The 12,831-nt window shown below is 35.8% G+C and carries 12 protein-coding genes; 8 read left to right on the plus strand and 4 right to left on the minus strand.

Features of this window, described 5'->3' with window-relative positions; translation table 11 throughout:
- Nucleotide 1: 1 nt before the first annotated feature.
- Complete coding sequence (locus WBG21_RS00905; protein WP_340073837.1) at nucleotides 2–1,858, minus strand: DNA topoisomerase IV subunit B; 1,857 nt, start codon at nucleotides 1,856–1,858, stop codon at nucleotides 2–4.
- A gap of 119 nt (nucleotides 1,859–1,977) precedes the next feature.
- On the minus strand, nucleotides 1,978–3,069 hold the full coding sequence (gene ychF / locus WBG21_RS00910; protein ID WP_340073839.1) for a redox-regulated ATPase YchF: 1,092 nt from the start codon (nucleotides 3,067–3,069) through the stop codon (nucleotides 1,978–1,980).
- 192 nt (nucleotides 3,070–3,261) lie between these two features.
- Here ychF and WBG21_RS00915 point away from each other — a divergent pair, with 192 nt between their 5' ends.
- On the plus strand, nucleotides 3,262–5,313 hold the full coding sequence (locus WBG21_RS00915) for a hypothetical protein (RefSeq protein ID WP_340073841.1): 2,052 nt from the start codon (nucleotides 3,262–3,264) through the stop codon (nucleotides 5,311–5,313).
- A gap of 52 nt (nucleotides 5,314–5,365) precedes the next feature.
- Here the strand turns inward: WBG21_RS00915 and WBG21_RS00920 are convergent, their stop codons facing one another.
- Nucleotides 5,366–5,716 (minus strand): 4Fe-4S dicluster domain-containing protein, encoded by a 351-nt coding sequence (locus WBG21_RS00920; RefSeq protein ID WP_340073843.1) that lies wholly within the window; start codon nucleotides 5,714–5,716, stop codon nucleotides 5,366–5,368.
- A gap of 60 nt (nucleotides 5,717–5,776) precedes the next feature.
- Here WBG21_RS00920 and WBG21_RS00925 point away from each other — a divergent pair, with 60 nt between their 5' ends.
- From WBG21_RS00925 to WBG21_RS00955, 7 genes are all read left to right on the plus strand, one after another.
- Nucleotides 5,777–6,841 carry an acyl-CoA reductase gene (locus tag WBG21_RS00925; protein WP_340073846.1) on the plus strand — a complete coding sequence of 355 codons (1,065 nt, stop codon included), beginning with the start codon at nucleotides 5,777–5,779 and terminating at the stop codon, nucleotides 6,839–6,841.
- 76 nt (nucleotides 6,842–6,917) lie between these two features.
- Nucleotides 6,918–7,982 (plus strand): 3-phosphoserine/phosphohydroxythreonine transaminase, encoded by a 1,065-nt coding sequence (gene serC / locus WBG21_RS00930; protein WP_340073849.1) that lies wholly within the window; start codon nucleotides 6,918–6,920, stop codon nucleotides 7,980–7,982.
- Nucleotides 7,983–7,993: 11 nt separating this feature from the next.
- Nucleotides 7,994–8,944: a D-2-hydroxyacid dehydrogenase gene (locus WBG21_RS00935; RefSeq protein WP_340073852.1), complete on the plus strand. Its 951-nt coding sequence runs from the start codon at nucleotides 7,994–7,996 to the stop codon at nucleotides 8,942–8,944.
- A 58-nt stretch (nucleotides 8,945–9,002) separates the two neighbouring features.
- Complete coding sequence (locus WBG21_RS00940) at nucleotides 9,003–9,440, plus strand: DUF6146 family protein (protein ID WP_340073854.1); 438 nt, start codon at nucleotides 9,003–9,005, stop codon at nucleotides 9,438–9,440.
- Nucleotides 9,441–9,473: 33 nt separating this feature from the next.
- Nucleotides 9,474–9,779 (plus strand): DUF6787 family protein, encoded by a 306-nt coding sequence (locus WBG21_RS00945; RefSeq protein WP_340073856.1) that lies wholly within the window; start codon nucleotides 9,474–9,476, stop codon nucleotides 9,777–9,779.
- Nucleotides 9,780–9,795: 16 nt separating this feature from the next.
- Entirely contained in the window at nucleotides 9,796–10,116 is a 321-nt protein-coding gene (locus WBG21_RS00950; RefSeq protein WP_340073858.1) for a hypothetical protein, read from the plus strand.
- A 48-nt stretch (nucleotides 10,117–10,164) separates the two neighbouring features.
- Complete coding sequence (locus WBG21_RS00955; protein WP_340073860.1) at nucleotides 10,165–12,414, plus strand: TonB-dependent receptor; 2,250 nt, start codon at nucleotides 10,165–10,167, stop codon at nucleotides 12,412–12,414.
- A gap of 63 nt (nucleotides 12,415–12,477) precedes the next feature.
- Here WBG21_RS00955 and WBG21_RS00960 read toward each other — a convergent pair whose 3' ends face one another.
- Complete coding sequence (locus WBG21_RS00960) at nucleotides 12,478–12,774, minus strand: hypothetical protein (RefSeq protein WP_340073862.1); 297 nt, start codon at nucleotides 12,772–12,774, stop codon at nucleotides 12,478–12,480.
- Between the last annotated feature and the right edge of the window lie 57 nt (nucleotides 12,775–12,831).

Genomic DNA, 12,831 nt, shown 5'->3' on the forward strand with positions numbered 1-12,831 from the left:
TTTAATTATCCTCTACTATATCTAGTTCTACTTTAAGGTTTTTGATGATAAACTCTTGGCGGTCTTGTGTGTTCTTTCCCATGTAAAATTGTAACAAATTTTCGATGGACATGGCTTTATCTAACATTACAGGGTCTAAGCGGATATCATCACCGATGAAATGTTTGAACTCATCCGGAGATATTTCTCCCAATCCTTTAAAACGGGTAATTTCTGGTTTCCCTTTTAAAGAATTAATAGCTTCTTTCTTTTCTTCTTCACTATAACAATAAATGGTTTGTTTTTTGTCACGAACCCTAAACAAAGGGGTTTGAAGGATATACAAGTGCCCTTCTTTAATAAGTTCAGGGAAAAACTGTAAGAAGAAAGTAATGAGCAATAGCCGGATATGCATGCCATCTACATCTGCGTCTGTAGCAATTACAATATTGTTATAACGAAGATCTTCTAAAGATTCTTCAATGTTTAATGCGGCTTGCAATAAATTGAATTCTTCGTTTTCGTACACAATCTTTTTGGACATCCCATAGGAGTTTAAAGGTTTTCCTCTGAGACTGAATACTGCTTGTGTATTTACATCCCTAGATTTTGTGATAGAGCCCGAAGCAGAGTCGCCCTCTGTTATAAATAAAGTTGTTTCTAAACGCCGGTCATTCTTCATATTGTCTAAATGAACCCGACAGTCTCGTAATTTTTTATTGTGAAGGCTCGCTTTTTTAGCACGCTCTTTAGCTAATTTTCGGATTCCTGAAAGCTCTTTTCGTTCTCGTTCCGCTTGTAAAATTTTCCGCTGTATTTTCTCTGCTGCTTCCGGATTTTTATGGAGGTAATTATCTAGCTGTGTCCCTACAAAGTCATTGATGTACGTTCGGACCGTTGGCAGTCCTCCTCCCATATCGGTAGAGCCTAATTTTGTCTTTGTCTGGCTTTCAAAGACAGGCTCCATTACTTTGATCGAAATTGCCGAAATAATGGATTTCCGAACATCTGATGCATCATAATTCTTACCATAAAATTCACGGACCGTCTTTACGATGGCTTCTCTAAAGGCTAATAAATGTGTGCCTCCTTGTGTTGTGTTTTGGCCGTTTACAAACGAATGGTACTCTTCGCTATACTGTGTTTTACTGTGTGTAAGTGCTACCTCTATATCATCACCTTTTAAATGGATGATCGGGTACAACATGTCTTCCTTATTAGTAGTATCCTCTAGAAGGTCTTTTAATCCATTTTCCGAATAATACTTTTCTCCGTTAAACAATATGGTCAATCCCGGATTGAGATAGACATAATTCTTAAGCATCTTCTCTACATATTCATTCCGGTATTTGTAGTGTTTAAAGATAGATTCGTCCGGCACAAATGTAACCTTAGTGCCCCGACGTCTGGAGGAACCAATGACAGGCTCATCTTTTATTAAATCGCCTTTTTCAAATTCAGCAACCTTACTTTGGTTATCTCTATTAGATTCTACCTTGAAATATGCAGAAAGTGCATTTACGGCTTTGGTTCCTACCCCGTTTAACCCTACTGACTTTTTGAATGCACGTGTATCATATTTTCCTCCGGTATTCATTTTTGAGACCACATCCACTACTTTCCCTAAAGGGATTCCACGACCATAATCGCGAACACTTACATGGTTATCCTTGATAACAATTTCAATGGTTTTGCCGGCTCCCATGACATATTCATCAATACAATTGTCCAGCACCTCCTTCAAAAGGATATAGATACCATCATCGGCAGAAGAACCGTCGCCTAATTTTCCAATATACATTCCGGGGCGCATACGGATATGCTCCTTCCAATCAAGTGATCGGATATTTTCTTCAGTATATTGAGAAGTTTGTGCCATATAAAAACTATAGGGGTTTCGTTGCTAATATAACAACTCAACGTAAAAATATGAAACTTAGGTTGTATAAATTAATTAACAATAAAAAATACGTGTTGTTGAGAAGCTAAATAGCAGTTTTATACATTAAAACGAAAATGCATCACATCACCATCTTTTACAATATACTCTTTTCCTTCTACACGCATTTTTCCGGCTTCTTTAACTTTAGCCTCACTACCATATTGCACATAGTCGCTATAAGAAATAACTTCAGCACGGATAAACCCTTTTTCAAAATCAGTATGGATAACCCCCGCTGCTTGTGGTGCCGTAGCGCCTATTGGAATGGTCCAAGCACGTACTTCTTTTACCCCTGCCGTAAAATATGTTTGAAGGTTCAATAATTTGTAGGCAGTGCGTATTAATCGGGAAACCCCGGGCTCTTCCAGTCCAATATCTTCAAGGAACAACTGTCGCTCCTCATAACTCTCTAATTCTGCAATATCAGCTTCAGTAGCTACAGCCAATACAATGACTTCTGCATTTTCATCTTTTACGAGTTCTTTTACTTTGTCAACATATACGTTTCCATCTTTTGCAGCAGCTTCATCCACGTTACATACATATAAAATTGGTTTTGCGGTGAGTAGCTGAAATGATTTCATAAACACTGCTTCATCTTCGTTGACCTCAACAGCCCTCGCAGAAATACCGGATTCTAAGGATGTTTTAAATTTGGTTAAGGTTGTTTGCTCTTTTATAGCTTGCTTATCACCTGTTTTAGCCGCTCTATTAATTTTCTCTAACCTTTTTTCAATAGTTTCCAAGTCTTTTAGCTGCAGTTCTATATCAATAGTTTCTTTATCACGTATTGGATCAACATTTCCATCTACATGCACAATATTATCGTTATCAAAACAACGTAACACATGGATGATAGCATGGCATTCACGAATATTTCCTAAAAATTGATTTCCCAAACCTTCCCCTTTACTGGCCCCTTTCACCAAGCCGGCAATATCCACAATCTCTACGGTGGCCGGCACTACACGTTCCGGATTCACCAACGTTTCCAGTTTTTCCAATCGTGCATCAGGAACATTGACCACCCCCAAGTTAGGCTCTATAGTGCAAAAAGGAAAATTGGCGCTTTGTGCCTTCGCATTTGATAAACAATTAAACAATGTTGATTTTCCCACATTGGGCAACCCTACAATACCAGCCTTCATACAATACTATTTTAAAGGCGCAAAGATAATGGGTTTTTAAATAAAAAATCTGACATTCTTAAAATATGATTTTATCTATCATGAACTCATTATTGATTACAATATAAAAACTTGTTTTAGATGATTTTTTATATATTTATAGTAGATTTTATCTGCAAAAATTAGAATTTATTAACCTACAAAAATAAGGCCATGTCAAAGTATTTTCCTTCCAAGATATATAACAATGATAGAAGAAGAGGTGATGAACCTACCTTTTCAATTCTGAGTATGGTCAAGGATTTTAATCTCGAAGATGCTATAAATAAAGTGTCTGAGATGCCTCCCAAAAATATCTTCATCCTTATAAATGGGCAACAAACTTTAGAATTACGCACAAATGATGATGTAGATGGTTGGTTCGGAAGGGCTTTGTGTGGTATAGACAGAATAGGCGAAAAAGAAGAAGGTGAAGGGGTTGCAGGAGGTAGTGGTACTTGGAAAGGGGACTATAAAATTTACACTTCATCTTCTGAACATAAAAACGTGGCTTCTACTCTGTATGATGAATATGGAGCTAATGATTTAATTATTGATGTATTGAACGCTAAATATGATTGGGAAAAATCGCTTCGAAAAAACACAAAGTCCTTTGAAAAGTTTTGTGGTAGGCTTAAAGAAATTTTGGATACTATAGGTGATTGTTCATCTTTACGTTTTTTTATAGCAGGTTTTAGCAGAGGAGGTATGTTCTCTCTCAGACTAGCCGAATGGATTAAAATGAACAATTATGGCAAAGAAACCATAGTGGTAACTCTTGACCCCGTAATAAAACCAGGAGAAAAAGATGATTGGGTTGTAAACTGGGCAGATTGGAAAAATGCCATATTGGAAAAAAACAGAAGATGGAAAATAGGGAACCTCCACGCCGGGAGTTCTAAATATTATTTCCCCATACTTAGAGCTCCAGGAGACATACATTACAATGTCTTTGAGCGCGATTACCAAGGGATTGGTAAATTGATTGCCGGACTTTTGGTTTCTCCTGAAATGCTTGCTTCTTATTTTCTTGAAGATCTCATTCCGTATAAGGACTATCCCATTGGCTGTGCTGTTGACGGAGCTATAGCTCCTGGTTATGAGTATACCGGGGACAGAGCAGATCATTCAGATTTTAAACTTAAAAAACTTCCATTAGAAAGCCCTTATGATCAATATGACATCGAAACCAGGGAGCACACTCCATTACCGACAAAGTACCAGGATTGGGTCTTAAGCATAGTGCATAAGCATTTTTCAGGTATTGAATTAGGGAGGTCATCAAGTATTGAATTGGATAAGAAATCAACTATTGAATGGGGCAACACATATGGAAACCCAGGGTCACAAATGCACATTACCTTTCAACCATACCCTGAAAACAAACCTTCCGTATCTATTAAAATTAACCAGAAAAAAATTAATATCACCTGGGATAAAGACAATAGAAGCACTGTTAATTTTAATATCCCGGAAGACATTAACCCTGGCAAGTCAAAACTCCATGTGACTTTTGATGGCAAAAACATCACCACCAATTTTCTCGTTACACCATTCATCAATTCTTGTGATAAAAAATATGTACCAACAGGAGCAGAACTAACAATTCATGGAAAATTCCACAAAGGAGACAAAGTTGTTATCGATCAACATGAAATCATTCCAAATTATATAAATAATAGTTTAACAGTTCAAATACCAAAAAATATAACAACAGGCAAAAAAAATCTTTCAGTATTAAGCGGCACTCAATATTACAGTAATAATACTGATCTCATTATATGTGAGACCTTTATCTTACCTGCTATTGAAGAGCCTATTAAGACAGCTATAATTTCTGAGTCAATGAAAATTAACTTAGGTGAATTTGTATCAGATTCAAATGATATCTTTTTGTTAAATGGAAATGAAGTAGACGCTATTATTTATGTTGAAGATGAAGATACAATTGTTGAACTTAAACCCTTCTGGCATACTCCTGTCGGCGAAAACTCCTTTCAAATAGTTAGAAGAAAAGGGTCTATATATTACTTAAGCAATTCTATCAAGGTCATAATATGCAATTTGATTGGTAACACCAATACCATGGAATTACACCTGGATAGTTGTATCTGGGTAACAAAAATGCTTCCATCTAACAAAGAGTTAATTAGCCCTCTTATTGATAATCTGAAGAAAAGTGGGTATGATAATTGTCATTGGTGTTTGGGAGGTAGTAAACGCTAAATTATAAGCAAAACTTAAGGAATAATTCTCCTAAAATAAAAAAAACATAAAATTACTCTGGGTGCATAAACTGTTGTTTTCCCAATAAGGTTTCTTCCGGTTCCACATGGTCTTCGTCTGGGATACAACAATCTACCGGGCATACTGCTGCACATTGGGGTTCGTCATGAAACCCTTTGCACTCAGTACATTTATCAGGGACTATATAGTAGATTTCATCAGAAATAGGTGCTTGTGCCTCGTCAGCATCTACTGCTTTACCGTCAGGTAGAACGACATTTCCTTTCAATGATGTGCCATCGCTATAACGCCAATCATCTGCCCCTTCATATATTGCTGTATTCGGACATTCCGGTTCGCATGCGCCACAATTAATACATTCGTCTGTTATAATGATTGCCATAGCAATTTGTTTTATATTTTTACGCAAAATTAATGCGCAATACAATTTTAGGCAAATATAATGGCTAACTTACAAAATACCGTTAAAGCTTTTGTAAAACTGGGGCAATTTTTGGGGCAATATAAAATCAGTGGAACGGTTGAAAACCCTAATGTTAAGGGCAATGAACTCTTCTTTCATCAATTTGATAAAAAAATAGCACTCGCAGTAAAGCACAATGGGTGGTTTACAGAAGAAAATATACGTTTTGCTATTATAAAATGGGCTGAGCTACTTACCGAAAATACGCTTAATGAATGGTTGTCCCAGTATACATTCAATGCTAATACTTCCAGTAAAGACATAGCTATTATAATGGCGGGGAATATACCTTTGGTTGGTTTTCATGATTTTCTCTCTGTTTTGGTTACCGGACATACTGTTATTGTGAAACAATCGTCCAACGACAATCAGTTATTACCAATGATTGCTGACTTTCTAAAATATGTACAGCCCGACCTTCAAAATAAAATCACCTTTACAGAAGGCATTTTACCTGATTTTGATGCTGCCATAGCAACAGGAAGCAATAATACCGCTCGGTATTTTGATTATTATTTTTCTAAAAGACCATCAATTATCCGAAAAAACAGGAATAGTATCGCTATATTAACAGGGAATGAATCTAATTCCCAACTAAAAGCATTAGGAGAAGATATCTTTCGTTATTTTGGACTGGGTTGCAGAAATGTTTCCAAAATATTTGTCCCTGAAAATTATGAGTTTGACCACCTTTTTAATGCGCTTTATGATTGGAAAACTATAATTAACCATCATAAGTATGCTAACAATTATGATTATAACAAAGCTGTTTACTTAATGGGCTCGACTCCAATCCTAGATAATAACTTTCTTATTTTAAAAGAAGATACCGGATATGCCTCCCCTATCGGGGTTCTTTTTTATGAGTATTATAGTGATGTTAACAGCCTAAAGGAGAAACTTAATGAACACCCAGAAGCAATACAATGTGTTGTATCTTCTGGGTTTGACAAAAAAGAAGTGGCATTTGGTAAAACACAACATCCTCAATTATGGGATTATGCAGATGCCATAGATACTGTTGATTTCCTGTTAAAAATCTAACATAATATTTATTGTTTTCATAACAAAAGTTCTTCTCAAATTTATGACCTTTGCAGCTTAAATATGCTTTTATACTATGAAAAAACATAACTTTAGTGCAGGACCCAGTATCCTTCCCCGTCAAGTGATTGAAAAAGCTGCAGATGCAGTATTAAATTTTAATGACTCCGGACTCTCTTTGATAGAAATTTCCCATAGAAGTAAAGGGTTTGTGAGTGTCATGGAAAAAGCCCGTACACTTGCGCTGGAATTACTTGGACTCGAAGGAAAAGGTTATCAGGCATTATTTCTGCAAGGTGGCGCAAGTCTTCAATTTTTGATGGTTGTGCACAACCTTCTTGAAAAAAAAGCTGCTTATTTAGATACAGGTACCTGGGCAAATAACGCCATCAAAGAAGCTACACCCTTTGGTGAAGTAGCAATTTTAGGCTCTTCAAAGGATAAAAACTATAATTATATTCCAAAAGGCTATAGTGTTCCTGAGGATGCTGATTATTTCCATTGTACCTCTAATAATACCATCTTTGGAACACAAATGAAAAGTTTTCCGGATTCACCGGTTCCGGTAGTCTGCGATATGAGCTCTGATATTTTTTCCAGACAATTAGACTTTTCAAAATTTGATCTTATTTATGCGGGAGCGCAAAAAAATATGGGGCCTGCAGGAACTACTCTGGTTATAGTAAAAGAAAACATATTGGGGAAAGTATCCCGAAAAATCCCTACCCTGCTTGATTATCGGACGCATATCAGCAAAGATAGTATGTTTAATACCCCTGCAGTCTTTCCGGTATATGTTTCGATGCTTACTATGGAATGGATAAAAAATAATGGTGGAATTGAGGCGATAGAAAAAACTAATACTGCAAAAGCAGAGCTTCTATATAATGAGATAGACCGGAATCCGTTATTCAAGGGCTTTGCTGCCAAAGAAGACCGAAGCTATATGAACGTGACTTTTAATTTAGTTGATGAATCCCATAAAGAATCTTTTGATTCTCTATGGAAAAATGCCGGAGTCGATGGTTTAAACGGACATCGAAGTGTTGGTGGCTATCGTGCCTCTATATACAACGCCATGTCAATAGAAAGTGTAAAAGTATTGGTAGCTGCAATAAAAGAACTGGAAAACAATATATAAACGACAATCAGATGAAAGTATTAGCGAATGACGGAATTTCGCAAAGTGGTGTAGAAACCCTTGAAAAAGGAGGTTTTGAAGTCATCACAACCAAAGTAGCACAAGAACAACTTATTAATTACATCAATGAACATCATATTGATGTTATTTTAGTACGGTCAGCTACAAAGGTTAGAAAAGACCTCATTGATGCCTGTCCAAGTGTTAAAATTATAGGACGTGGAGGTGTTGGCATGGATAATATTGATGTTTCCTATGCCCGTGAGAAAGGGTTGCACGTTATCAACACCCCTGCCGCTTCTTCTGCTTCTGTAGCAGAGTTGGTTTTTGCACACTTGTATTCAGGTGTGCGTTTTTTATACGATAGCAATCGGAATATGCCTTTAGATGGTGATGCTAAATTCAGTGAATTAAAAAAAGCCTATGCCAAAGGGATCGAATTACGAGGTAAAACTCTCGGTATCGTTGGTTTTGGGCGTATTGGCAATGAAGTAGCTAAAATTGCCATTGGAATAGGAATGCATGTGATTGTATATGATAAGTTTATTGATAAAGGAACCGTTCAATTAACATTTTTTGACGGACAATCGGTTACTTATGAAATCAAAACACAACCTCTTGATGGAGTTCTTAAAAATGCGGATTTCATCACCCTACATGTCCCTTCACAGAAAGAATATGTAATTGGCAAGAAGGAGTTTGGCCTCATGAAACAAGGGACAGGTATCATCAATGCCGCAAGAGGTGGTGTTATTGATGAAAATGCTTTATTGGATGCATTAGAGAATGGGAAAATTGCTTTTGCAGGGTTAGACACTTATGAAAATGAACCTACTCCGGCTATTAAGTTGTTGATGCACCCAAAAATATCGCTCACCCCCCATATTGGAGCTGCTACGAATGAAGCGCAAGACCGGATTGGTATAGAGCTTGCAGAGCAGATTATTGGCATCTTAAAATAAAGGTTCATTAAACTATCATGATTATTGCACCTATTACAGATATTTTGTATATTAGAATATGAAATATATAGTAATAATAGGTGCTTTTTTCTTGGTTTTGTGGAGTTGTTCTACCTCAGGTATTGTTGTTTCTAATGCCGAAAAAGAGGCTTTTAATAAAAATGCGAAAGATACCATTCATATTGCCAATGACAGTTTGGAATATGAAATTATCATTATTGAACCTGGTTTTAATTACTGGCTCAATAGTATTGCAAAACCCAGAGGGTATTACACACAATCTTATTTGGAAAACAGAAACCAGATATGGGTAAATGAGTGGAACCAACGTGTATTACAATCAAACCGGTTTAATCCTAACCTCTATATGTTTCAAATAGACTATGAGCCTCAAATTGATTATGGTTACGAGGTTAATTATCAATTGTATTACTACTTCGTGTATTTTCAACGAAAATATAACCAACGACTTTCAGGATTTGTCCCTAGGATATGATTTTGTATTTTTGCTGACGGTAAAATAGCATGCATGAAAAAATTAAAAAAGCGTTGGGGGATTGATTCTAATTTTCAATTGGTTATCATCTTGGTTGTTTTTGCAATAACCGGTTCCTTATCTGCTAAAGTTGCAAGTCCTGTTACTGAATATATAGGTTTGGGAAAAAGTGAAACTAATGCTTGGGTTTATTGGCCTGTTAGGATTTTGTTAATCTTTCCAATTTATCAAGTATTATTGATTTTCTTTGGCTGGGTATTTGGCCAGTTTCAGTTTTTCTGGGCATTCGAGAAAAAAATGTTGTCTCGAATGGGGTTTAAGCCTTTTTTTAAAGAATAGTTCGGTTTTGAAAATCATGAAATCTGTCTATATAGTTGTTTTTTCGGGAATACTTACAATAGGAGTACTTTTCCCATATGCTATCCAGGCAGTACATGCATTATCTTATCACAACCATCATACATGCGTTGAATATTCAAAAACCCATTTCCATAAGCAAGATATTGATTGTGACATCTTAAACTATAAACTTCCTCCTCAAATATCCTTATCAGTTGAACATTTTACTGCTTTAAAATTTCATGTTCCTAAGCATAATTTACAGGATTATTATACATTTCTAAGTCGTTTTAAAGTACTCCCCTTTTCGCTAAGAGGCCCTCCTTCCATTTCATGATTTAACTTAAACATTAATTTCTGTCTTTTTTAATAACAATAACAAATCATGAAAAAAAACATATTGATATCATTGCTGTTTATAGCAATGGTTGTTTCTTATAACTATTCACAAAACAGCTTAGAGGGAGTTGTTCTAGATGAAACAACAGGAAGTTCTATAGAAAATGCCTCTGTGTACTTTCCATTACTAGAAAAAGGAAGTATTACAAATGAAAATGGTTCGTATGCTGTTTCAAAATTACCTCTGGGAAACCATAAAATAATTATATCTTATATTGGATATGCGACATACGCCACAGAAATCCTCATAAAAGAAGGGAAAAATAATTTAAATGTATTACTTCAACCGAGTGCTATAGAAATAGAAGAAGTAATTGTCTCTACTCCTTTTCACAAATTGCAAAGTGAAAATGTAATGAAGGTAGAAAGGAAAAGCATTGCTGAATTAAAAACAAATGGAGCTGTTACCTTATCAGAAGGAGTCGCAAATATTGCCGGTGTATCGAGTGTCTCTACTGGTGTTAGCATTGGAAAACCCGTAATCAGGGGATTGAGTAGTAATCGTGTGCTAGTTTATACACAAGGGCTCCGTTTAGAAAACCAACAATTTGGAGACGAACATGGGTTAGGCATCAATGATGCCGGAATTGAAAGTGTTGAAGTTATTAAAGGCCCTGCCTCCCTACTCTATGGTTCAGATGCTTTGGGAGGGGTACTTTATCTAAACCCGGAACGATTTGCAAACAACAATGATACAGAAGGTGATTTCAACACCTACTATTATTCTAATACAGAAGGATATCAAATAAATGCAGGTATAAAAACATCTGGAGAACATTTCAAATTCTTGTTACGGGGCGCACATGCTTCACATACCGATTATAAAGCCGGTAATAATTTGCTTGTTACAAATTCTCGGTTTAATGAATACGATTTTAAAAGTGGGGTCGCATATCAATTAAGCAATTTTAAGACAGAATTACGGTATAATTATAACAATTCTGAACTAGGAATTCCTGAGGAAGTTGGAATTCAAACTAGAAGAAGATCCCCCGATTTGCCTTTTCAAGAGATCAATAATCACATTCTTAGTAGTAAGACATCGTTTTATTTTAAGAACAGTAGTCTTGACATAACACTAGGGTATATATTTAACGACCGTAAAGAATTTGAAGAGCATGAGGAGGAAGTTGGTCTTCCTGAAGAGCCGGAAGAAGGTCCTGCTCTACATATGAAATTGAACACATATAGCTATAATTTTCAATATAACTTACCTAAATGGGGAGGTTTAGAGACAATTCTTGGTTTACAAGGAATGCTACAAGAGAATAGTAACTTTGGAGAAGAAATTCTAATTCCTGATGCCACAACCAAAGATATTGGAGTATTATTGACCACACATTACCATCTTAATAAAAATGATTTTCAATTTGGTATCCGTTATGATAACAGAAATGTTGATTCACAGCAACAAGGATTAGTTGGTGATGAGGATTTCATCGCAGCACTAGATAGAAACTTTAGCAGTTTCAATATTTCCCTTGGCTACAAAACGAACATCAGCGATAATCTGGTTGCGCGATTAAACATGGCAACTGGCTTTAGGGCTCCTAACCTTTCTGAACTAACCTCAAACGGGGTACATGAGGGAACAAACCGATTTGAAATAGGTAATCCTAACTTGGATAATGAGCAAAACTTTCAAATAGATATTTCTCTGGAATATAAAAACGAGCATATTGAAATTTATGCAAATGGGTTCTATAATAAAGTGAATGATTTTATATTCCTTTTTCCAAACGGGAATTTTATAGATGATGACCCTGTTTTTCTTTATAGACAAGAAGATGCCAAGCTATATGGAGGGGAATTTGGTTTTCATTTACATCCACATCCCCTTGATTGGTTACATTTAGAAAGCAGCTATGAAACTGTTATAGGCAAACAAGACAATGGGAATAACCTTCCACTGATCCCTGCTAATACATTAACCAACACATTCAGGGTTGAATTTAATAATATTAATAAGTTTAAGAACAATTATGCTTTTATTACCCTCATTAATGTATTCCGGCAAGGGAAAGCAAGCGTTTTTGAAACACCAACAAGTGGATATACGTTATTAAATGTAGGAATGGGAAGCTCGTTACCTTTCTTTAATAATAACTTAAAAATTCAATTGAGTGCTAACAACCTATTAGACAAAACATATATAGCACATCTTTCCAGATTAAAGACTGATAATGTCCCTAACATAGGAAGGAATATTAGTATAGGATTAACTTTAGGTTTCTAATGTTGAGAATAAACCTCACAGGTTTTATAAAACCTGTGAGGTTTATTAAAACTTTCGTTATATCTACGGACGATTTGTAACTTTATGTGATGGTTTTATTAGATAAGTATATATCCACGTTAATGTAAACGTAGGGATAATATCCAGTCCAGGCAATAATTCCTCTATGAAGGAAACAGCGCCTGCTATTTGACCTGTTCTTCCTTCGTACATACGGGTCATTAGCCAGCCTGAAAGTGGTGCCCAAACAATATCTGAGAACTCCCCGATACCGGGAATCAAAAAAGAAACATACCCTATAGCATCAAAAATAAGGCTTAATATGAGCTTTAAATATTTATTTTTTGTTATAGAAGTCATTGCATAATCTTTATAGCGTTTGAGTGATTAAAATTATCAAGGCACCAATATCTTGAA

This window comes from Leptobacterium meishanense (genome assembly GCF_037645805.1).
Classification (GTDB): domain Bacteria; phylum Bacteroidota; class Bacteroidia; order Flavobacteriales; family Flavobacteriaceae; genus Leptobacterium_A; species Leptobacterium_A meishanense.